The sequence below is a fragment of the Rhizobium laguerreae genome (assembly GCF_002008165.1).
GTDB lineage: Bacteria > Pseudomonadota > Alphaproteobacteria > Rhizobiales > Rhizobiaceae > Rhizobium > Rhizobium laguerreae.
This window is the reverse complement of sequence record NZ_MRDM01000014.1, coordinates 1,071,687-1,092,733: the sequence shown is the minus strand read 5'-3', so window position 1 is coordinate 1,092,733 and position 21,047 is coordinate 1,071,687. Positions and strand designations below refer to the sequence as shown.

The window sequence follows — 21,047 nt, the reverse complement described above, 5'->3', positions numbered from 1 at the left end:
ATTCGCAACCGCAGGGGAACGATATGAGTGACAACGGCGATCTTACGGTTCGGAAGCTGGCGATGTGGGGGATTCCGCTGTCGCTCGGCGTCATGGGGCTGAAGATGGTGGCGTGGTGGGTCACCGGGTCGGTGGCGCTGCTGTCGGACGGGCTCGAATCGTCGGTCAACGTCGTTGCCGCCTTCATCGCCTTCTTTGTCATCCGCTATGCGCAGAAGCCGGCTGACCACGACCATCCCTTCGGTCATCACAAGGCGGAATATCTGTCTGCCGTCACCGAGGGCGTGCTGATCGTCGTCGCTGCCCTGCTAATCGTCAACGAAGCTGTTGGTTATCTCGCCGAGCCACGCATGCTGGATGCACCTGTGCTCGGCCTTGCGATCAACTTCGCGGCCGGTGTCATCAATGCGATCTGGGCGCGGTTGCTGATCCGGACTGGACGCAGACATCGCTCGGCAGCGCTCTCGGCGGATGGACAGCATATCATGTCCGATGTCGTGACCTCCGTTGGGGTGCTCGTCGGCCTGCTGCTGGCGCTGGCAACGGGATATGCGATCTTCGACCCGGTGCTTGCCATTCTCGTTGCCGTCAACATCCTCTATCAGGGCTGGAGGGTAATCTCGCAATCGATTGGCGGGCTGATGGACCAGGCGGTCGAACCGCAGGAGGAGGAAGCGATCAAACAGGCGATTGCCACCCACGCGGAGGGTTCGATCGGCGTGCATGATCTGAAAACGAGGCGGGCGGGCACCGTCACCTTCATCGATTTCCACATGGTGGTGCCCGGCGGGATGTCGGTGCGGCAGGCGCATGATATATGCGACCGCCTTGAGGATGCCATCAGGGCGGTGCACGAGGGCGCCACAATCGCCATTCATGTGGAGCCGGAGGGCGAAAAGGCCCATGGCATCCGCGTCAAAGTCGTGAAGGAGGTATAATGCCGAGTACCGATGTTTCCAGCCTGTCGATGCTGGGTCAGCAAACCGAAACCGCGCAATCGCCAGAGGAGGCGGTGCTTGAAAAAGTGCCGTCCAATCATGCCGGCACCGATTACGTCGTGCGCTTCACCGCGCCGGAATTCACCTCGCTCTGCCCGATGACCGGGCAGCCGGATTTCGCTCATATCGTCATTGACTACATTCCGGGCGAATGGCTGGTGGAATCGAAGTCGCTGAAGCTCTTCCTGCATTCCTTCCGCAATCACGGCGCTTTCCACGAGGATTGCTCGATCTACATCGCCAAGCGCATCGTCGAGCTGCTCGATCCCAGGTGGCTCAGGATCGGCGCCTACTGGTATCCACGCGGCGGCATCCCGATCGACGTCTTCTGGCAAACGGACAAGCCGCCGGAAGGCGTGTGGCTGCCGGAACAGGGCGTTGCCACCTACCGCGGCCGTGGGTGAGCCGCGGTCGGGCGCAGCCCGAGCAATCGATCCAGTGAATCGATTGCAGCGGCGAACGCCCTGAGCTTAGAGCGAAGGGCCGGGCAACGGTGCGGCAACCGCTGCCCATCTCTACCCCGCTAGATCTCACACATCCGTAACATCGTCGCCGGACGAGTCGTCGGTGGAATCGCTGCCGCCTTCGTAATCGGCCTGCTGCAGGTTGGCATTGTTATCATCGCCTGTGTTGTCGGAGGCCTGACGGGTGTCGTCATTGCCGTAATAGTTGTTGATGACGGTTTCCTCGGTCGGTGCGCTGGCATTGCCGAGGGGATTGGCGCCGAACGGCGAACCCAAGCCGAGCGAGGACATGTGGTTGCCGAAGATGCCGCTCAGCGAATTGGCAAGCAGCATGCCGCCGGCCACGCCCGCTGCCGTGCCGAGCGCGCCGTGCAGGAAGCTGCCGCCCGCCGACGGCGCAGAGGCCTGCTGGCTCCAGGGGCCGGTCGGCTGCTGCTGGGGCTGGGGCTGGCGGACATTGCCGTCGCCGCGGGGATCGTCATAGTCGCGGGATTGCTGGCCCCAGGGACCAGGATTGGAGGGGCCGGGATTGGAGGGAACTGGGGCCGGCTGCTGCGTCTGGGTGTTGCCGAAGATCGAGCTCAAGAAGCCGCCGCCCTGTTCGGCCTGGCGGTGTTCGCTCTCGCCGGCTTCCAGCTGGCGGACATGCTCTTCGAGTTGCTTGATGTGGTTGGCAGCCGCCTCCAGCCCCTTTTCCTGAACGATGACGGCCTGGGCGAGATAATAGGTGGCGGAGGGCTGTTCGCGCGTCGCCTGGTCGATCAGGGCTTCGGCATCGCGGTCGCGCGGCGTGGCCGCAGCGGTGCGTACGCGGTCGAAGAGGGCGGTCAGCAATTGGCGTTCTTCGGGTGACATTGTCCTGCCTCCTAGTGATCTGATGCGGCGTTTGCCGCGTGAGGCTGAGGTAGGAACCGATTTGGGCTTTTCAAAGCCTTTCGCCGTTACAATTCAGTAAGGCTTGCAGAACGGCGCGCGGCTTCTTAAGGATATCTCCATCGCTTCGGTGCCTTGTGTTTTTCCCGCATTGTTTTAGGCATTGAGTCGCACTATGTGCGAGGAACCCGAATTCATCTCCAAGAGGTTCGAATGAACGACGAAGACCAGGACGACAAGACGAAGGAACTGCCGCTCGGCAAGGAAACGGAGGCGAATCTTTTCAAGTCGCGTTCGATCTTCATCTACGGACCGATCAATCAGGAATTGGCGCAGAAGGTCTGCTCGCAGCTCGTGGCGCTTGCCGCGGCCAGCGACGAGGACATCCGTATCTATGTCAATTCGCCCGGCGGCCACGTCGAATCCGGCGATTCCATCCATGACATGATCAAGTTCATCAAGCCGAAGGTCTGGATGATCGGTACCGGTTGGGTTGCCTCGGCCGGCGCGCTGATCTATGTCGCCACTCCGAAGGAGCGGCGACTGTGCCTGCCGAACACGCGCTTCCTGCTGCATCAGCCCTCCGGCGGCACGCGTGGCATGGCATCCGACATCGAAATCCAGGCGCGCGAGATCATCAAGATGAACGAGCGCCTGAACAGGATCATGGCGGAGGCCACCGGCCAGCCGCTCGACAAGATCGACAAGGATACGGATCGCGACTACTGGCTTTCGGCCGAAGAGGCGAAGGAGTATGGCCTCGTTTCACGGATCGTGACGTCGCAAGCCGAGATCTAAGTTTTCTCAGCCAAAGCTGCCAAGAACCCGCCCTTGCCTGCCGATCGCAAGTGAGGGCGTTCTGTTTTCGGATAGTGCTGAACGGAGATGATCTTCCAGCGGCAAGGTCCGAACGGAAAGCAATGAATCCGGACTTGCGCCTGGGACAACCATCATGCTCCATGCGCCATTCGCGCAGCTCGAGTCCCGCCATGCTCAAAGATTTTTCCGTCCAAGCCCTGTTCATGGGGCTGCTGACCGCCTTCGTCGGTTCCGCCAGTTCCTTCGCCGTTGTGCTGCACGGGTTGCAGGCGGTCGGCGCTACGGATGTACAGGCGGCTTCCGGGCTGATGGCATTGTCGATTTCCATGGGCGTCTGCGCGATCGTGCTGAGTGCGGTAACCAGATTGCCGGTCAGCATCGCCTGGTCGACGCCGGGCGCCGCGCTGCTGGCAAGCACCGGGACGATCGAGGGCGGCTTCAATGCGGCGGTCGGGGCATTCCTGATCTGTGCTGCGCTGATTATCGTTGCGGGACTGTTCAAGCCGCTCGGGCGAGCGGTTGCCGCCATTCCGGCACCACTCGCCAATGCGATGCTCGCCGGCGTGCTGATCGGCCTCTGCTTCGCGCCGGTTAAGGCGATCGGCTTCAATCCGCTGTTCGGCCTGCCGATCGTCGTCGCCTGGATCGTCGTCGGCGCCTTCAAGCGGCTCTGGGCGGTGCCGGCAGCACTCGCGGCTTTCGTGCTGGTGCTCGCCTTCGGCGTCGATATCGCTGACGGTGCGCTAGTCTCGCTGGAACGATCATTGGTGCCGACGGCGGAGATCGTCCGGCCGGTGTTCAATCTTGCCGGCCTCATCTCGATCGCGTTGCCGCTCTTCATCGTCACCATGGCCTCGCAGAACATTCCGGGTATTGCGGTGCTGAAGGTCAACCACTACGATCCGAAGCCTGGTCCGCTCTTTGCCGTCACCGGCTTCTTTTCGCTGCTCTCGGCGCCGTTCGGCGGCCACGCCGTCAATCTGGCGGCCATCACCGCGGCGATGTGCGCCGGACAGGATGCCCATGCCGATCCGAAGCGGCGCTATTGGGCGTCACTGATCGCCGGCGTCGGTTATATCATCCTCGGGTTGCTCGCCGGCGCGGTGACGGCCTTCGTCGCGCTCGCCCCTTCGATCCTGATCGAGGCGGTGGCGGGGCTGGCGCTGGTCGGCGCCTTCTCGTCCTCGGCGATGTCGGCCTTCCAGGCGCCGGACTCGCGCGAGGCGGCGGCAATCACCTTCCTCGTCACCGCATCCGGCGTTTCCTTCGGCGGTATTTCCGGCGCCTTCTGGGGCCTGATCGCCGGTGGGCTGATGCTCGCGCTGTCGCGGCTGGTGAAGATTTGGAAAGACCGAGCTCAGTCGAGGTAGCGGAAGGTCGTTCTGCTCTGCAAATGCCGGATCCTGGCGCTTTCAGGCAACTCCGCCGGCAATAGGCGGGCAGTTCGTCGACCGTTGGCGACGACCAAAAGCCGGGCAAGGACTTGCCAGCGTCACCGCCCGAGGTTATAAGCGCGGTCATGAAGACCACTGGCGCCAGAATTTCTGACACGATTGCACGCGGCCGCATCGCCCTGCGTGACAATACGCGCGCCCTGACCTCGCTTCTTCTCCTCGGCCTTACGCGCGGTTGCCGGGTCCTTTGAGGAGCGCCCGGCGGCCGAAAGCCCGCCCGGCCATCGCTCCTCGCGACTCACTTTCAAAATTGACCTAACGACCGACAAGGTCCGCATTTGTTTATCGCCAAGCCTTACGTGATCGGCTAAGAGCGGGCAAATGCCGGGACGAGGAGACGATACGATGGATGCGAAGACGCAATCCCCCCGAGATAAGATGGCCTCCAAGTGCGAGATGAGCTCCGCTAAAGGCATGCCCGACGCCGCGGTGAAATACCGGGCCTATCCGCAGGTGAATATTCCCGACCGCACATGGCCGACGAAGACCATTACCAAGGCACCGGTCTGGTGCTCTGTCGACCTGCGCGACGGTAACCAGGCGCTCGTCGACCCGATGGGCCACGATCGCAAGGCGCGCATGTTCCATTTGCTGATCGAGATGGGCTTCAAGGAAATCGAGATCGGTTTCCCCTCGGCTTCGCAGACCGATTTCGACTTTGCCCGCTGGTGTGTGGAGGAGGGCAATGTGCCCGACGACGTCTCCCTGCAGGTGTTGGTGCAGTGCCGCCCGGAACTCATCACACGCACCTTCGAGGCGCTTGAAGGCGCAAACCGGCCGATCGTGCACTTCTACAACTCCACCAGCGAGCTGCAGCGCCGCGTCGTCTTTGCCAAGGATGTGCAGGGCATCAAGCAGATCGCCGTCGATGCCGCCAAGATGATCACCGATATGGCCACGAAGGCCGGCGGCGGTTACCGTTTTGAATATTCTCCGGAGAGCTTTACCGGCACCGAACTCGATGTGGCGCTGGAGATCTGCAATGCCGTCATCGAGGTCGTCAAGCCGACGCCCGATAACAAGCTGATCATCAACCTGCCGTCCACCGTCGAGATGGCGACGCCGAACGTCTATGCCGACCAGATCGAATGGATGTGCCGCAACCTCGACAATCGCGAGAATCTGATCGTTTCGCTGCATCCGCATAACGATCGCGGCACCGGCATTGCCGCTGCCGAACTGGCACTGCTGGCAGGTGCCGACCGCGTCGAAGGCACGCTGTTCGGCAATGGCGAGCGCACCGGCAATGTCGACATGGTGACGATGGCGCTGAACATGTTCACGCAAGGCGTCGATCCCGAGATCGATTGCTCGAATATCGAGCGCATCAAGGAAGTGTTCGAATATTCGAACCAGATGGTGATCGGCGAGCGTCATCCTTACGTCGGCGAGCTGGTCTATACGGCCTTCTCCGGCTCGCATCAGGACGCGATCAACAAGGGTATGAAGGCAGCACAGGTCGCCAATCATCCCGTGTGGGAAGTTCCGTACCTGCCGATTGATCCGCGCGATGTCGGTCGTTCCTACGAGGCGATCATCCGCATCAACTCTCAGTCTGGCAAGGGCGGCATCGCCTATATCCTGCAGCAGGATTACGGGCTGAACCTGCCGCGCAACCTGCAGGTGGAATTCCGCGAGGATATCCAGCGCATCACCGACGTAGAGGGCAAGGAGCTTCCGTCCCGGCGCATCTACGACCGCTTCATCGAGCGCTACGTGACGCAGCCGGAAGGGCGCCTGCGCTTCGTCGACCATCACACCTATCCCGACACTGAGCACAAGGGTCAGCGGATCGTCGCAGCCGAGATTACCGACAATGGGGAGATCAAGCGCATCGAAGGGCGCGGCAACGGTCCGATCGATGGCTTCATCAATGCGCTGTCGCATTATCTCGGCATCGAGATGTCGGTCGAGGACTATTCCGAGCATTCGCTCCAGCATGGCTCGAACGCGGCGGCGATCTCCTATGTCGAGACCTCCTATCCCGGCGGCAAACTCTTCGGCGCCGGCATCAATACCAACATCGTCGCGGCATCGCTGGAAGCGATCGTCTCGGCGGCAAACCGCGTGCTCGACGTGAAGGCCGGCAAGGCCTGATTTCGGAAAGCCTCAGGCCTCGGCCGCAATACTGCATTAAATTATGTAGAAATTCAAAGAGTTACAGCGTCCTATGCGCGTCTGAAAAGACGCGCGGCGCTGTAGCGCGGCGCGGTCTGACGATGCAGTCGGCAATCTCGCCGGCTTCATTTCGCGCCTCTGCGTGGCGCTTGCCCCATTGGCAGAGCGCCAGCAGCACCGGTTCGAGACCAAGGCCGAGTTCAGTCGCGCTGTATTTGACACGGGCGGGGACCTCGGCAAAGACTTGGCGGGCGACCAGCCCGTGCTCCTCCATCTCGCGCAGCTGCTGGATCAGCACCTTCTGGGTAATGGCGGGCATCATCCGCTTCAGTTCCGAAAGACGCTTCGGACCGGAGAAGACGTAATAGAGGATGATGGGTTTCCAGCGTCCTGAGATCACCTTCAGCGCACGCTCGACTGGCAGCTCGGGGAGTCTTTTCATCGGCTCAGCCATGGTCACCTCCTGGTGGGTATGGCACGAAAGAGTGTGTATTTTTATCTGATAGTCTATTGCTAAACCTGCCCCACGCCAATCAGACGTGAGGTTCATCTGTCATGAAAGCCGTCCAATTCACTCGCTTCGGTCCTCCCGATGTCCTCGAGGTCGTAGAACTGCCGGTTCCCGAGCTGGGGCCGGGTGAGGTTCTCATCCGCGTCCATGCGGCGGGTGTCAACTTCTTTGAGGTGCTGATGCGGGCCGACCGTTATGCCGCAACGCCCGATCTGCCGATGTTTCCCGGTGTCGAGGTCGCGGGTACGATCGAGCGAGCAGAGCCTGGTGCCGACCGCTCGCTCATTGGCATGCGGGTTGCCGTTCCTCTCTTTGCGACCGGGCGCGGTTCTGGCGGCTATGCCGAATTCGTCGCGGTCGACGGCAGGGCGGTGATGCAGCTGCCGGATGCGGTTTCTTTCGCGGCGGCTGCCGGTTTGATGGTGCAAGGGCTGACCGCGTCGCATCTCCTGCGCCGCAGTCCCGCGAAAGGCAAGAATGTTCTCGTGAGTGCGGCAGCGGGCGGTGTCGGGTCGCTGCTGGTGCAGCTCGCGAGACGTGACGGGGCGAGGATGGTGATCGCGGCGGCGAGCAGTGACGAGAAGAGGGCGCTTTCCCTGTCTCTCGGCGCCGATCATGCGGTCGATTATACGGCGTCTGGCTGGCAGGAGGACGTCAGAAGGCTGACCGGAGGGCTCGGCGCGGATATCATCTATGAAACCGTCGGCGGCGCGTTTTCAAGGGCGGCACTCGATGCGCTGGCGCCTTGCGGCGAGCTGGTGCTGGCGGCGATGGGGCGGTTCGGGCTTGAGGAGGCCGATGTCGAGCACATGCTTGATGACAATCAGTCAATCAAGGGATTTTCGCTATTGCCGCTGCTGACGCCTCAGGGGGTGCAGGAGGATCTTGCCGCGCTCTTCGAGCTTGCCGCGGCGGGTGCCCTGACGGTTATCGACGGCGGTCGTTTCCCACTGCATCAAGCGGCGGAAGCGCATCGCGCCATCGAAGGACGGCGGGCGGTCGGCAAGGTGGTGCTGGTGCCTTAAATCAAAGAAGGCGACGCACGATGTCGTGGGATACCGCTCGGCATCATGCTCCGGCAATCAGATCGCGGTGGCGATCTCCATGGCGAGCTGGCCGAGCGTTGCTTCGGCGGAGGGGCCGGCAAGCACATAGGAGGTGCCGGCATTGTGCCAGGTCACGAGGCCGATCTCGTCCTTGATCGTTTCCTTGAAGTCGTCGGTCTCCGGCGGCTGTGCGTCCTTGCGGAAGCAAATGGAGATGATGTCGCCATCGGAATTAGAATAGACGAGCTGTCCGACAGGGCGGCTATCGCCAAGGATGACGCGTGCGCCCTGGAAGGTCCAGGCTTCGGCGCTCAGATCCGGCACGCGGAAGGGCACGCCGATCGCCGTCGTCAGCCAGCTGGAGATTTCCTCGGCCTGCGAGGCGGGCACTTCGACGAGATGACGGGGCTGGCGGATCAGCAGGCGTTGAAAGGCGGTGACGTCGCCCAGCCAGTCGCTGGTATTGGCCGGTGCCGCATTGGTGGTAGCCGTGCTGGCAATCTCGTCGGCATCCGGCGCGGTGCCGACGAAATAGCCGATACCGCAACCGACGACAAAGAGGATGAGCGCGGCGGCCAGTGCCTGCGGGCCGCTCGGCGCCAGTTTCACTTGCGGGCGCGTGGCGCGCTGGGCGATCGGCGTTTTCGGCGGCTGCGTGCTCTTGATCGAGCGGACGAGGGCGAGCGGCACAGGCTCCTTCAGGATATCGTCGAGGCGGCGGCGGCCGAAATCAGCCCCGTGACGCAGCTTCTCATGCAGTCGGCGTGCATTCTCGTCGCTTGCCAGACGCTGCTCCAGTTCTTGCCGCTGTTCGGGCGAGACTTCGCCGTCGAGAAGAGCGGTGAGCTGGGCTTCGAGCGGCAATTTCCTAAGATCGAGCAAATTCAAAACCTGTGGATCGGGTGGGTGCCGGCAAGCCCGGCGAAATGCAGCCTCGCGGTCGCGAGCTGCGAGACGACGTTTGCCACCGGAATGCCCATGATGTCGGCTGCCTGCTGGTAGCTGTGGCCTTCGACGTCGACCAGCAGGAACATGCTGGAAACGCCATCCGGCATATCGGAAATCATGTGATGGATGGTGTCGGGATCGACCGCGGCCGAGCGATCGCGCGCGGCCTCGCGAATATCGGTGACGTTGCCGCGGACGGAAGCCTTCGGCTTGCGCTTGCGGTTGTCGTCGGTCCATTGCTGGCGGGCAAGCGTGTAGATCCAGCTTTCCAGCCGGCCTTCGCCGCTCCATTGATGACCTTTGGAGACGGCGCGCTGACAGACGGCCTGAACGAGTTCATCGGCCACGGCAACCTCGCCCGCGAGCGTGATCGCGAAGCGGCGAAGGCGGGGCAGGAGGCCGACGAGATCACGCCGGAGATCGATGGTCGTTGCGGGCTGACGCATTGTCTATCCAAGAAGCATTCACAATGGTTTCGCGGACGAAGGGTTCGCCGTCGGGCGCGAAACCGACTTTATCGACGCCGTCGATGCATGCGCTTTATGAAACAAGTCTCCTGCACTTCGCAAGCATCCGGTCATCTTCATCCCTCTTTCCCAAGGGATTTTCGTATTGTGGCCTGCAAAGCTTGCGTCAATATGTCTTGTAGCCGTTCAAGCTTTGCAGCAGGGAGCGATAGGCCCAGGTGCCTTCGCCGCCGCGATCACGGATTTCGACAAGCTGGACGCGAGCACCCTGGATGTCTCCCTGTTCCACCAGCGCCATGCCCATATAGGAGCGGGCGAGGATATAATTCTCATCCGCCTGCAGCGCCTTGCGGTAGTAGGACATGCCGAGTTCCATGCGGCCGGCCTTGCGGTTGGCGTAGCCGAGATAGTTCAGGACGCGCGGGTCGTTCTGGTTGCGAGCGAGATTGAGCACGGTGATGGCGTTGTCATACTGGCCGGCATAGGCAAACTCGCGGGCGAACTGATAGAGATCGTCGTCGTTGAAGCTGCTCTTCTTCGGGGTGACACATTCCTTCTTGGCCTTGTCCCAGACCTTGCCGCCGGTGCAGGTCTTGGTCGTCTGGGTCTTCGGCGGCGGATTGTTCTCATCGTTGCTGTCGCCGGCCGCGAAAGCGGCCGTGGCGATGCCGAAGGCAAAGCCGGCGGCGAGCGAAAGTCTGGACAGGTGGCGGAAAGAAAAAGTCATCGGCGCGCTCCGTTCTCAGGCAATGCAGTTGCTCGGATTGTACGCTTACCACTAAAAATACCAAGAGGGTAAGCAACCTCTGCGGCAAATGTTGCGGCGGCGGCAGGACGTCCTCGCAGATCGATTCAAGTGCTGCACAAAAAGAGTCCGGAACTGGAGCTAAGACGCGAAAATATCGGCGCTTTCCGGCATCACCGCGTCGCCAGCCCTGTTGAGGCTGAAGCGCTCGCCGCTGAGCTCCCAGGCACCGGGAGAGCCATCGATGGAGAAGAGGTTGTAGGCTGCGGGCGGCTTGATGCTGCCCGGTCCCTGCGAGGCAGAGGCGATACCGACAACTGGCACCGGCTGCATCTGGCCGCGCAGCCAATTTAGCGTGTTCAGGTGCGTATGTCCGTGCAGCACGAGTTCGGCGCCGCCCGTCGAAATCACGGCGGCGAAGCGGCGGATGCCGATCATCCGTTTATAGAAGGCCGTGGCGCCGCGGATCGGCGGGTGATGGATCATGACGACGCGGAAGAGGCCGGCTTCGCCAGCCGCACGCAGTATGTTGACAGTATCGCGGGCCTGTCGCGCGCCGAAAAAGCCAGAGGCGGCGAAGGGAGGGGTGGCGACTGCCGTCGAACAGCCGACAATCGCGACTTTGCCGCGAACGCGCAGATAAGGAAAGATATGGCGGTCGTCCTGCCATTGCGGTGGAGCGAGATCGCCGCGGACATAATCGTACCAGGCGCGCATCGACTTCTCGTAGGAGCCGGGTACATAGGCATCGTGGTTGCCGGGAACGACCGACGTGTCTGCAGGATCGCCGAGCGCGCGCAGCCAGGCGGCGGCCGAGCGGATCTCGATGCCGCTCGCCAGATTGACGAGGTCCCCGGTGACGGCCAGGTGATCGGCCTGATGGGCGCGGATGTCGTCGAGCAGCAGATCCAGCGTGCTGCCGAAAAGGTGCTTGCGTCGATTTCGATGCCAGTTCACAAAGCCTGTTATGCGTTTTGAAAACAGCTCTTGAATGGAAAGACTGGGCAACGGCCCGAGGTGGATGTCGGAAATATGCGCGAGCTTGAACATTCTACGAGACATAGACCAGCTTATTGACAAATCAAACACATCCGGCGCGATGAAGAGCCGAAACGGAACGATGGTGGATAAAGAGAAGCGGCCCCCTCACATCAGGCTGGCGTTGCGCCTCCTGCATGTCTATTTCTCCTTTGCCCGCGGCATGACCGTGGGTGTCAGGGCCGCCTGCTTCGATGCTGACGGTCGTATTTTCCTGGTGCGCCACAGCTATATCGGCGGCTGGCATATGCCCGGCGGCGGACTGGAGCGCAACGAGACGGCCGAAGAAGCGCTGGTCAAGGAGCTGCGCGAGGAGGGCAACCTCAGGATCATCGGCAAACCGGAGTTGGTTCAGGTCTATTTCAACACCACGACCACAAAGCGTGACCATGTCGTGTTCTACCGGGCGACAGTCGAGCAGACCGCGCCGCGGCCGCCGGACTGGGAGATCTCCGACAGCGGCTTCTTCTCCCTCGACAGCCTGCCCGAGGGCACGACCGATGCCACCCATCGCCGTCTTGCCGAGCTTCGGGGCGAGCAGGAGCCCGACCATCGCTGGTAAGTTCATGCCCCGGCAAGTCCGCTACATGATTCCTTAAATCGGAATCGATTTAAGGATAAAATTATTCAGCCGTTCAAATTGTTACAGAGTCCGATGTGCGTCTGAAAAGACGCGCGGCGCTGTGGCACGGCCGTGCGGACTGTCGAGATCGAGCGCCGGGCCGACGGGAACGATGCCGGTCGGATTGATCGTCTTGTGGCTACGGTAATAGTGCTGCTTGATGTGGTTGAGGTTCACCGTCTCGGCAACGCCCGCCGTCTGGTAGAGGTCGCGAAGATAGTCAGGCAGGTTGCGGTAGTCGGCGATGCGGCGGATGTTGCACTTGAAATGGCCGACATAGACGGCATCGAAGCGCACCAGCGTGGTGAACAGGCGCCAGTCGGCCTCGGTCTGACGGTTACCGAAGAGGTAGCGGCCCTTGCCGAGGCGTTCGTCGAGTATGTCGAGTGTTTCGAACAGCGTGACGACGTTTTCGGCATAGGCTTCCTGGGTGGTGGCAAAGCCTGCCTTGTAGACGCCGTTGTTGACGGTGTCGTAGACGGTGGTGTTCAGCGCATCGATTTCGGCGCGAAGGTCCTCGGGATAGAAATCGGCTGTCGAGCCGGTCAGCCCGTCGAAGGCGCCGTTGAACATGCGAATGATCTCGCCGGATTCGTTGTTGACGATCGTGCCGGTCTTCTTGTCCCAGAGCACAGGAACGGTGACGCGGCCGGAATAGTGCGGATCAGCCTTGACATAAACCTGCCAAAGCGCGGACGCGCCGAAGAGGTGGTCGCCGGTGGCGCCGTCGCCGACCTTGAACTCCCAGCCGTTCTCGAGCATCAGTGGATCGACGACGGAAACCGAGATCAGCTCTTCGAGCTTCTTCAGCTTGCGGAAGATCAGCGTGCGGTGCGCCCAGGGGCAGGCGAGCGAGACATAGAGATGGTAACGCCCGGCCTCGGCCTTGAAGCCGCCGCTGCCGGAAGGGCCGGCCCCGCCGTCCGGTGTCACCCAGTTGCGGAACTGCGAGGGCTGCCGCTTGAAATGGCCCTTGCTCTCCTTCGTGTCGTACCAGGCGTCGTGCCAGACGCCGTCCACCAACATTCCCATGATCTTCATTCCCTTGATTGCGTGTTGGAACGGAAGATATCGCAGATGGCAGGGCTTTACAGGCGGCAAAGATTGAACAGTGCGTCACATCGTTCGGGCACCGCATAATGCAGTGTTGCAGCGTCCTTTGTAACTCTCGAAAGGATGCGCGGCGCTGTGGTCGTGCATTTTGCGTTGGACGACGGAAATTTTTCCTGCTATCGGGCTTTTCACGATTTTCGGACCCCTGCCCTGATGTTCATTTCCAGAAACCCGCGACGACGCTGATGCTCCCGAACGCCCAAGGCGTGTTCGAGACCCATCAATCTGTCCATCCGGTTTCTGTCATCATGTACAAGCACGATCTCGTCTACCTCACTGAAGACGCGTCTCATGACGCCGCCATCGAACACATCAACGAAGAAGCCTTCGGTCCCGGCCGCTTCACCCGCGCTGCCGCGCGCATCCGTGAGCAGGGGCCTCATGATCTGTCGCTTTCCTTCATCTGCACCGATAATGGTGAGACGATCGCCTCCGTGCGCATGACGCCGGTGCTGGCCGGCACGGTGAAGGGCCATCTGCTCGGTCCGCTCGCCGTCCGCCCCTCCCACAAGAACAAGGGCATCGGCCGGGAACTGGTGCGGATTGCGGTGGAGGCGGCAAGACGCAAAGGCTCGGAAGCCGTCATCCTCGTCGGCGATCCACCCTATTACGGCCCGCTCGGCTTCGAGAAGGTTGCCTATAACGCGCTGTCTTTTCCAGGCCCGGTCGATCCGGGCCGTGTGCTCGTCGTTCCGATCGCCGAGGGCGTACACGCGCGGCTGAAGGGTACGATCGCCTGGCGCGAATGATCTTGCAACAGCCGCTACAGGCTTTTCCGGAGGAAGCTGTGCGTGCGGCTTTCCGGGTCACCTTGCCGTCGTATTGCGGATGAGGACCGCGAGCGACCGACGATCCGATGGGCCGACATCGGCGTTATTGAAGGCCGAGAGCGCATCGATGATCACCGCCAGTTCCTCCGGCAAGGGCGAGGCGGTGAGCTCGAATTCCGGCATGAGATTAGCGCCCTTCTCGCCACCACATGGCGCCGAAGGCGAGCAGCAGGATGCCGACGCCGGCGAAACCGGCAAAGAGCGGCAGCGTGTTAATGCCCTTCAAGACCGTCTCGTTGGTCATGCGGATCATCATGCGATCGTTGTCGGAGACGCGGACCTGGCCGCGCACCGGTAGGATCGGCGGCACCGAGATCGCGCCATTAGCATTGGAGACGCGGGTGACGAGACCCTTGCTTCTGTCGGCGACCGGCTGCAGTACATCGGTCGTCGAGATCATCGCCTTGAATTCCGGCGCGTCGACAGCGCCGATATGGACAAGCGTCGACAGCCTGCCGTTGCGGATTTCGAAGAGGCCGATTTCGTCCATCCTCTTCTCGGCCTTGTAGAGCCCCGGTTCGGACTGGGTGAGCGGCAGGGTTTCGGTCTTGCCGGAGGGATAGCGCACCGTGGCATTGCCGGGATTGTCGCCGATCGTCTGGCGGGTGACTTCAAGGGTCCGGCCGGAGGCGCGCGCCGTCAGTGCTTCTTCCTCGAGCGCCGGCTCCTTCATCAGCCAATGGGCGATACGGCGATAGAGCGAAACGTTCGGACCGCCGCCTTCGAAGCCGCGCGCCCAGAGCCAGCCCTGATCGGAAAGCAGCATGGCGACGCGGCCTTGGCCGGCACGGTTCAGCACCAGCAGCGGATGATTGTCGGCACCGAGCATGATCGTCTCGCCCTGCGGCCGGTCGACATCGACGCTGCGGAACCAGCGGCCCCAATGCGGCGGATCCTCGCCCGAACCGTCCAGACCGCGCGTGACGGGGTGTTTGCGGCCTTCCTCGGAAAGGCGGGGATAAAAGGCCTTCTCGATCATCTCTCCGGTGGGCGTCGCCGGCAGGACCGTGGAAAGCGGCGTCAGCGCAATCGAATCTGGGCCGGCATGCTCGGGACCGGCGGCAATCAGCAGCGCGCCGCCATTGTCGACATATTGCGCGATGTAATCGTAATAGAGCAGCGGCAGCACGCCGCGGTGCTGGTAGCGATCGAAGATGATCAGGTCGAAATCCTTGATCTTGTCGACGAAGAGCTCGCGGGTCGGGAAGGCGATCAGCGACAGCTCGTTGATCGGCGTGCCATCCTGCTTTTCCGGTGGACGCAGGATGGTGAAATGGACGAGATCGACCGAGGCATCGGATTTCAGCAGGTTGCGCCAGGCGCGCTCGCCGGCATGCGGCTCGCCGGAGACGAGCAGGACGCGGAGATTCTGGCGGATGCCGTCGATCACGTGGACGGCGCGGTTGTTGGCGGTGGTGACTTCGCCGGGAAGTGCCGCGACGGAGAATTCCAGCACATTGCTGCCCCCGCCCGGCACCTTGAAGGAAAACGGTGTATCCTGCCCGGGTGTCGCCTGCAGGGTGGCGATCTCGTCACCATTCAGCTTTACCGTGACATCGGCCGTGCCGCCGGGGCTTGGGCCGTCGTCGAAGACGCGCAAGATCACCTGCTGTTCTTCGTTGACGATGCCAAAGCGCGGTCCCTTGATGACTTCGATGCGGCGATCGAATTCGTTGGCCTTGCCGGTGACGAGGCCATGAATCGGCGCGTCGAAGCCGAGCGCCTGATTGGCGCCCGGAACATCATGGACTTCACCGTCGGTCAGCATGATGGCGCCGCCGATACGGGCGGGCGGGACATCGGCAATGTTGGCCGACAGCGCGTCGAACAAGCGCGTGGACGGCACGTCGGAATTAACGTCGCCTTCGACATCGACGAAGCGGGGCTCTATCTGGGGGAAACGGGCGAGCTGTCCCTTCAAGGCCGCAAGCGCATCGTCGGTCATCTTGACGCGATCGGGCGTCTGCTGACTCTGGCTTCGATCGACAAGAACGGGAACGATCGTCGACAACTGATCCCGATCTTCCTGCAGCAGCACAGGATTGGCAAGCGCGGTCAGCATGGCGAGTGCTGCCAGCGTTCTGATCCAGGCGCCGCGAATGCCGCGCCAGATCGCGAGGACGGCGATGATCGCGCTGACGACAGCCAATGCAGCCAGAACCGACCAGGGCAGGAAGGGCGAAAAGTCGAATGTCATCTCATTGTCCTAACCGTTCGAGGAGGTCGGGAACATGGACCTGATCGGTCTTGTAGTTGCCGGTCAGCATGTACATCATGATGTTGACGCCGGAACGGTAGGCATATTCGCGCTGCGATTCATCCGACGGCACGGTCGGCAGTATCGGTACGCCGTTCTCGTCGATCGCCCAGGCGCCGGCGAAATCATTGCCGGTGATCAGGATCGGCGAAACGCCGTCGGCCGTCGCCGCCGATTTTTCGCTCGGCCCCTGACCGCCTTGCCGGGCCTCAATCCAGAGAGGGCTGCCGGCATAACGACCGGGAAAGCTCGACAGGAGATAGAAGGATTTCGTCAGCACGTGATCGGACGGTACGGGCTCCAGCGCCGGAATGTCCAGATTGGCGAGGATTGCCTGCAGCCTCTCACCGTTGGCGCTGACATTGCCGCCATTGTCCAATGCGCTGATCTGATCGCGCGTATCGAAGAGCACGGTGCCCCCATTGCGCATATAGGCATCGATACGGCTAACTGCCGCCGACGATGGCATGGGCGCCGTTGCCGAAACCGGCCAGTAGATGATCGGATAGAAGGAGAGCTCGTCTTTGGTGAGGTCGATGCCGACGGGCGGCGCCGGCTCCAGCGTCGTGCGAAAGGTCAGGAACTGGGTCAGGCCCTCGAGGCCACGCTCGGAAATATTGTCCACATCCTGTTCGCCGGTGACGACATAGGCGAGATGGGTGTTGTCAAGCCTCTGCAGGATGATGTCGTCGCCGGGCTTGGAGTCGTCGGCGTGAAGCGTGCCTGGTTGCATGAGGAAGCCGGCGCCGACGGCGACCGCGATCATCGCGGCGGTGCGGACAGTCGGGCGCAATCGCGAGAACGCGCCATTCATGAAGAGGACGATCAGGCTATCGGCCAAGAGCAACAGGAAGGCTGCGAGAAAGAGCGCGGGTTTTGCCGACCAGCTTTCGCCGCCGATCAGGCCTTCGCGCACGGCATTGGTCCCTGTTGTGTCGAGCGGCGTCAGTTCGGCGTTCTCCGGCAGTACGTTGAGCGAAGTGAAACCATCCTCCGAACCGTAGAGCCCCGGAGGGTTGTCGAAATTTGCCGTCGGTTCGACTCCGGCCTGTGGAATGAGCGGCCGCGCCGATCCCGTCTCGGAGACGAGCGTGCCCTTGGCCGTCAGCATGCGGAATGGCGGCAGAGTTTCGGAGACACGCGCATTGCCGCGCGCCTCCGATGTCACGCCGCCCGAGCGCGATATCTGCAGGAGGTGGCGCAGCATGTCGACGAAAGTGCCTGAGATCGGCAGATCGGACCAGGTTGCTTCCGCGGTGACGTGAAACAGGACGATCTGGCCGGAGGCGAGCTGCTTCATCGTGACGAGCGGCGTGCCGTCAGCCAGGCTTGCCCAGGTGCGTTCGGCAAGATCGGGCGTCGGTTCGGCAAGCACCTGCCGCTTGACGACGACATCGGCGGGACGCGCTATGCCGGCGAAAGGCCCAATATTCGGAAATTCGGCCAGCGACTGCGGCTCGCTCCAAGACAAGGTGCCGCCCAGCGCCCGTTCTCCCTGACGCAGGATGACAGGGATCAGCGGATCGTCCGCAGGGGCTGCCGCCATGCGCGGGCCGGCAAAACGCAGGAGCATGCCGCCATTCGATATCCAGCGCGTCAAAGGCTCGTAGGTCTCCTCCGGCAGCCGGCCGATATCGGCCATGATAATGATCGAGGGATTGCTGGCGAGAAGTTTTGGTATCGCGACAGAAAGATCGGAATCGGCAGGTTGGATCAGATCCGCATAGGGTTGCAGCGCCCGCTGGATATAATAGAGCGGTGAGAGCAATGGCTGGAACTCGTCCCCTCCTTCACCTGACAGCAAGACGACGCGGCGGCGCTTGAATGCGTCGTCGAGAAGGTGGACGGCGCCTGCCGTCGCGCCATTGTCGACGCTGACGCGCGCGAAATCGTTGCGCATCTCGAAGGGGGCGGTGATCGAACTCGTCGCGACGCTCTGGCCGGGGCGGAAGTCCGCCCTGCCATTGGCGATCGAGCGCCCCTGGGTATCGACGGCGTTCAGCGCGACCGATGCGGCCTGCGCACTGTTGAGCCGCGTGACCTTGACGGTCATGGCATCCGCCGCATTGTTGGCCGCCGTGATCGCGACTGTCCGCGCGGCATCGCCCTCGATCAGGCGCAGGTCGGCGGGTTGGAGTTCGGCGAGCCTGCGCACCGTGGCGTCGTCGGGCTTGGCGGCGGCGCCGTCGGTCAAGAAGGCGAGGGTACCGGGCTTGATGCCGTTCAGCGCGGCGCGCAGCGCCTGGAAGGCGCGTTCGCGGTCCGGCACAAGCGGTCGTGGCTCGGCGGCGCGCAGCTTGTCGCGGGCGGCAGCGGCGGTGCCGGGCACGGCGTCGTTGGTCGGGTCGGCGGTAAAGGCGATCGACACAGGCGTGCCGGCGGATTCGGCGTCGTCTATCAACGCGTCGGCGGTCTGGATGCGGCGCTCCCAGTCGGTTGCGGCGGCCCAGCTATTGTCGACGAAGAGGACGAGTGGGCCACCTGATGCGAGTGAACTGGTGCGCGGATTGAAAACCGGATCGGCGATCGCAAGGATGATGGCGGCAGCAAGCAGCATGCGCAGCAGCGTCAGCCACCACGGGCTTTGCGCCGGCGTCTCCTCGCGCTTCAGCACCGAGGCTAGAATTTTCAGCGGCGGAAAGACTTCGGTCTTCGGACGTGGCGGCGTCAGCCGCAGCAGCCACCAGATGACGGGCAAGGCAAGGAGCGCGCCCAGAATGGCGGGATAGGCGAAAGCGAAGGGAAGGGCGTTCATAGCTGCCCTCCATGCGTAGCCTTGGCCGGCATGCCGGACAGGTACATGTGCACCGCGACCAGCGCCTCCGACGCAAGGTGATCGGTGCGGTGGCTCGCGAAGGTCCAGCCGAGATGGCGCAGCGACTGGCCGAGGCTGTCCCGGCGGGCGAGATAGGCGGTGCGATAGGCCTCGCGGATATGTTCGGCGCGGCCGGAGATAAGCTTGGCGCCGCTCTCCGGATCGGTGAATTCGGTGCGGCCGCTATAGGGGAATATCTCCTCGGCGGGATCTGATATCTCGACCACGTGGCCGCGTAGGCCGCGGCGGGCAAGCGGGCCGAGCCGTTCCATGATAGCCGGCGCATCGTCGAGGAAATCGCCGATAAGGACGAGGTCGCTCCAGCCGCGGATCATCGCCGTTTCCGGCAGGCCGCCGGTCAGCGGCGTGTGCGTGAGAGCGGCTGCGAGGCGTTCGGCGGCGTTACGGGAGGAGGCGGGCTCCATGATGCCGGGGCAGCCGATGCGCTCGCCGGAGCGGGCGAGGATTTCGGCAAGCGCCAGCATGATGACCAGCGCGCGGCTTTCCTTGGAGACGCTGCCATAGCTCGACTTGTACATCATCGAGGGCGACATGTCGCACCAGAGCCAGATCGTGTGCGCTGCCTCCCATTCGCGCTCGCGCACATAGGTATGGTCGTCGCGGGCGGAGCGGCGCCAATCGATGCGCGACAGGCTCTCGCCCTCGGCATAGGGACGGAACTGCCAGAAATTCTCGCCGATGCCGCGCTTGCGGCGGCCATGCCAGCCGGCGATCACCGTGTTGGCGATCCGCTTGGCTTCCACCAGGCAGTCCGGCACCAGGGCGGCCCGCTGCCTGGCGCGGGAAAGGGCATCGCTGCCGGGTGTCGGATTGACGATCTGTCCGATAGATGCCACGCGTCCGGCTTCCTTATCCCTTTGCCTGCTTGACCAGTCCGGCGATGACATCACGCACCGACATGCCTTCGGCGCGGGCGGCGAAAGTCAGCGCCATGCGGTGCTGAAGAATGGGTTCGGCGAGCGCGAAGATATCGTCCAGAGACGGGGCGAGACGGCCTTCGTAGAGCGCGCGGGCACGCGCGCAGAGCATCATCGCCTGGCCGGCGCGCGGGCCGGGGCCCCAGGCGACATTCTTGTCGGTCGAGGCATTGCCCTGTCCTGGACGGGCGGAACGCACCAGCGCCAGGATGGCATCGACGACCGTGTCGCTCACCGGCATCTGGCGCACCAGGGTCTGGATCTCGAGCAGCCTCTGTGCATCGATGATGGCTTCCGGCCGGGTTTCGCCCAGGCCCGTCGTCTCAAGCAGGATCTGGCGCTCAGCGGCGAGTTCAGGGTAATTGACGTCGACCTGCAGCAGGAAGCGGTCGAGCTGGGCTTCGGGCAGGGGATAGGTGCCTTCCTGCTCGAGCGGGTTCTGGGTGGCAAGCACATGGAAGGGCGCCGGCAGGTCATAACGCTGGCCGGCGATCGTGATATGGTATTCCTGCATGGATTGCAGGAGGGCCGACTGGGTACGCGGCGAGGCACGGTTGATCTCGTCGGCCATCAGGAGCTGGGCGAAGACCGGGCCCTTGACGAAACGGAAGGAGCGGCGTCCACTGTCGTCCTGGTCCATCACCTCGGAGCCGAGAATATCCGAGGGCATCAGATCAGGTGTGAACTGGATGCGGTTGGCGGCAAGGCCGAGCACCTCGCCGAGCGTCGTCACCAGTCTGGTCTTGGCAAGGCCGGGAACGCCGACGAGCAGGGCATGGCCGCCTGACAGCACGGCGAGAATGGTGTTCTCGACGACGCTTTCCTGGCCGAAGATTACTTTCGAGACTTCACCGCGGATGGCGGCGATATCGGAGAGCGCCTTTTCGGCGGCGGCGACGATCGCCTTTTCATCGAGGCTGGCTTCGGTCTTCATCATACCCATGCGTATCTCCAACGGCTGAAATCATTCGGCAGCGAATCGGCGGACTTA

Annotated in this window: 19 protein-coding genes and 1 pseudogene; 8 read left to right on the top strand and 12 right to left on the bottom strand. The window is 62.6% G+C overall.

The features are described from left to right. Positions 1-23: 23 nt before the first annotated feature. Entirely contained in the window at positions 24-938 is a 915-nt protein-coding gene (emfA, locus tag BS630_RS21225) for a CDF family cation efflux transporter EmfA (RefSeq protein WP_077978932.1), read from the top strand. Further along, positions 938-1,402 carry a preQ(1) synthase gene (gene queF / locus BS630_RS21220; protein WP_077978931.1) on the top strand — a complete coding sequence of 155 codons (465 nt, stop codon included), beginning with the start codon at positions 938-940 and terminating at the stop codon, positions 1,400-1,402. Before emfA ends, queF begins: the two co-directional genes overlap by 1 nt. Positions 1,403-1,528: 126 nt before the next feature. Here the strand turns inward: queF and BS630_RS21215 are convergent, their stop codons facing one another. Then, the gene (locus tag BS630_RS21215) at positions 1,529-2,317 is read right to left on the bottom strand and encodes a DUF2076 domain-containing protein (protein ID WP_077978930.1); all 789 of its coding nucleotides are present in this window, start codon (positions 2,315-2,317) and stop codon (positions 1,529-1,531) included. Between the two features lie 231 nt (positions 2,318-2,548). Between BS630_RS21215 and BS630_RS21210 the strand changes: the two genes are divergently transcribed. The 3 genes from BS630_RS21210 (at position 2,549) to leuA (ending at position 6,705) form a co-directional block, all read left to right on the top strand. Continuing rightward, on the top strand, positions 2,549-3,133 hold the full coding sequence (locus tag BS630_RS21210; RefSeq protein ID WP_077978929.1) for an ATP-dependent Clp protease proteolytic subunit: 585 nt from the start codon (positions 2,549-2,551) through the stop codon (positions 3,131-3,133). A gap of 161 nt (positions 3,134-3,294) precedes the next feature. Continuing rightward, positions 3,295-4,524, top strand: coding sequence for a benzoate/H(+) symporter BenE family transporter (locus tag BS630_RS21205; protein WP_077978928.1), 1,230 nt, complete (start codon positions 3,295-3,297; stop codon positions 4,522-4,524). Between the two features lie 429 nt (positions 4,525-4,953). Then, a complete protein-coding gene (gene leuA / locus BS630_RS21200; RefSeq protein WP_077978927.1) occupies positions 4,954-6,705 on the top strand; it encodes a 2-isopropylmalate synthase in 1,752 nt (583 codons plus the stop codon). 61 nt (positions 6,706-6,766) lie between these two features. On the opposite strand, the gene BS630_RS21195 is transcribed toward leuA, so the two are convergent. Further along, on the bottom strand, positions 6,767-7,276 hold the full coding sequence (locus BS630_RS21195) for a winged helix-turn-helix transcriptional regulator (RefSeq protein ID WP_183594426.1): 510 nt from the start codon (positions 7,274-7,276) through the stop codon (positions 6,767-6,769). 5 nt (positions 7,277-7,281) lie between these two features. On the opposite strand from BS630_RS21195, the gene BS630_RS21190 reads away from it, so the two are divergent. After that, a complete protein-coding gene (locus BS630_RS21190) occupies positions 7,282-8,262 on the top strand; it encodes a quinone oxidoreductase family protein (protein ID WP_077978925.1) in 981 nt (326 codons plus the stop codon). Between the two features lie 57 nt (positions 8,263-8,319). Here the strand turns inward: BS630_RS21190 and BS630_RS21185 are convergent, their stop codons facing one another. The 4 genes from BS630_RS21185 to BS630_RS21170 form a co-directional block, all read right to left on the bottom strand. Continuing rightward, positions 8,320-9,165, bottom strand: coding sequence for an anti-sigma factor family protein (locus BS630_RS21185; protein WP_077978924.1), 846 nt, complete (start codon positions 9,163-9,165; stop codon positions 8,320-8,322). A 2-nt stretch (positions 9,166-9,167) separates the two neighbouring features. Then, positions 9,168-9,677: an RNA polymerase sigma factor gene (locus BS630_RS21180; protein WP_017961504.1), complete on the bottom strand. Its 510-nt coding sequence runs from the start codon at positions 9,675-9,677 to the stop codon at positions 9,168-9,170. A gap of 187 nt (positions 9,678-9,864) precedes the next feature. After that, a complete protein-coding gene (locus BS630_RS21175) occupies positions 9,865-10,425 on the bottom strand; it encodes a tetratricopeptide repeat protein (RefSeq protein ID WP_077978923.1) in 561 nt (186 codons plus the stop codon). A gap of 159 nt (positions 10,426-10,584) precedes the next feature. Then, a complete protein-coding gene (locus tag BS630_RS21170) occupies positions 10,585-11,493 on the bottom strand; it encodes a metallophosphoesterase family protein (protein ID WP_077978922.1) in 909 nt (302 codons plus the stop codon). A 70-nt stretch (positions 11,494-11,563) separates the two neighbouring features. On the opposite strand from BS630_RS21170, the gene BS630_RS21165 reads away from it, so the two are divergent. Further along, positions 11,564-12,043 (top strand): NUDIX domain-containing protein, encoded by a 480-nt coding sequence (locus tag BS630_RS21165; protein ID WP_017961501.1) that lies wholly within the window; start codon positions 11,564-11,566, stop codon positions 12,041-12,043. An 81-nt stretch (positions 12,044-12,124) separates the two neighbouring features. Here the strand turns inward: BS630_RS21165 and BS630_RS21160 are convergent, their stop codons facing one another. Next, positions 12,125-13,135, bottom strand: coding sequence for a glutathione S-transferase family protein (locus tag BS630_RS21160; protein ID WP_077979253.1), 1,011 nt, complete (start codon positions 13,133-13,135; stop codon positions 12,125-12,127). Positions 13,136-13,401: 266 nt separating this feature from the next. Between BS630_RS21160 and BS630_RS21155 the strand changes: the two genes are divergently transcribed. Further along, positions 13,402-13,965, top strand: coding sequence for a GNAT family N-acetyltransferase (locus BS630_RS21155; protein ID WP_003541792.1), 564 nt, complete (start codon positions 13,402-13,404; stop codon positions 13,963-13,965). Positions 13,966-14,025: 60 nt separating this feature from the next. Here BS630_RS21155 and BS630_RS21150 read toward each other — a convergent pair. From BS630_RS21150 to BS630_RS21130, 5 genes and pseudogenes are all read right to left on the bottom strand, one after another. Next, positions 14,026-14,169: pseudogene (locus BS630_RS21150) on the bottom strand (GNAT family N-acetyltransferase); the annotation flags it as partial. A 4-nt stretch (positions 14,170-14,173) separates the two neighbouring features. Continuing rightward, a complete protein-coding gene (locus BS630_RS21145) occupies positions 14,174-16,243 on the bottom strand; it encodes a hypothetical protein (protein ID WP_077978921.1) in 2,070 nt (689 codons plus the stop codon). Position 16,244: 1 nt separating this feature from the next. Next, on the bottom strand, positions 16,245-19,058 hold the full coding sequence (locus BS630_RS21140) for a DUF4159 domain-containing protein (RefSeq protein WP_077978920.1): 2,814 nt from the start codon (positions 19,056-19,058) through the stop codon (positions 16,245-16,247). Beyond that, complete coding sequence (locus BS630_RS21135; RefSeq protein WP_077978919.1) at positions 19,055-19,975, bottom strand: DUF58 domain-containing protein; 921 nt, start codon at positions 19,973-19,975, stop codon at positions 19,055-19,057. Before BS630_RS21135 ends, BS630_RS21140 begins: the two co-directional genes overlap by 4 nt. Positions 19,976-19,988: 13 nt before the next feature. After that, a complete protein-coding gene (locus BS630_RS21130; RefSeq protein WP_017961495.1) occupies positions 19,989-20,999 on the bottom strand; it encodes an AAA family ATPase in 1,011 nt (336 codons plus the stop codon). Between the last annotated feature and the right edge of the window lie 48 nt (positions 21,000-21,047).

Coding starts and splice junctions, on each gene's coding strand:
- emfA (WP_077978932.1), top strand. CDS start 24: ATGAGTGACAACGGCGATCTTACGGTTCGGAAGCTGGCGATGTGGGGG.
- queF (WP_077978931.1), top strand. CDS start 938: ATGCCGAGTACCGATGTTTCCAGCCTGTCGATGCTGGGTCAGCAAACC.
- BS630_RS21215 (WP_077978930.1), bottom strand. CDS start 2,317: ATGTCACCCGAAGAACGCCAATTGCTGACCGCCCTCTTCGACCGCGTA.
- BS630_RS21210 (WP_077978929.1), top strand. CDS start 2,549: ATGAACGACGAAGACCAGGACGACAAGACGAAGGAACTGCCGCTCGGC.
- BS630_RS21205 (WP_077978928.1), top strand. CDS start 3,295: ATGCGCCATTCGCGCAGCTCGAGTCCCGCCATGCTCAAAGATTTTTCC.
- leuA (WP_077978927.1), top strand. CDS start 4,954: ATGGATGCGAAGACGCAATCCCCCCGAGATAAGATGGCCTCCAAGTGC.
- BS630_RS21195 (WP_183594426.1), bottom strand. CDS start 7,276: ATGAACCTCACGTCTGATTGGCGTGGGGCAGGTTTAGCAATAGACTAT.
- BS630_RS21190 (WP_077978925.1), top strand. CDS start 7,282: ATGAAAGCCGTCCAATTCACTCGCTTCGGTCCTCCCGATGTCCTCGAG.
- BS630_RS21180 (WP_017961504.1), bottom strand. CDS start 9,677: ATGCGTCAGCCCGCAACGACCATCGATCTCCGGCGTGATCTCGTCGGC.
- BS630_RS21175 (WP_077978923.1), bottom strand. CDS start 10,425: ATGACTTTTTCTTTCCGCCACCTGTCCAGACTTTCGCTCGCCGCCGGC.
- BS630_RS21170 (WP_077978922.1), bottom strand. CDS start 11,493: ATGTTCAAGCTCGCGCATATTTCCGACATCCACCTCGGGCCGTTGCCC.
- BS630_RS21165 (WP_017961501.1), top strand. CDS start 11,564: ATGGTGGATAAAGAGAAGCGGCCCCCTCACATCAGGCTGGCGTTGCGC.
- BS630_RS21160 (WP_077979253.1), bottom strand. CDS start 13,135: ATGGGAATGTTGGTGGACGGCGTCTGGCACGACGCCTGGTACGACACG.
- BS630_RS21155 (WP_003541792.1), top strand. CDS start 13,402: ATGCTCCCGAACGCCCAAGGCGTGTTCGAGACCCATCAATCTGTCCAT.
- BS630_RS21145 (WP_077978921.1), bottom strand. CDS start 16,243: ATGACATTCGACTTTTCGCCCTTCCTGCCCTGGTCGGTTCTGGCTGCA.
- BS630_RS21140 (WP_077978920.1), bottom strand. CDS start 19,058: ATGAACGCCCTTCCCTTCGCTTTCGCCTATCCCGCCATTCTGGGCGCG.
- BS630_RS21130 (WP_017961495.1), bottom strand. CDS start 20,999: ATGGGTATGATGAAGACCGAAGCCAGCCTCGATGAAAAGGCGATCGTC.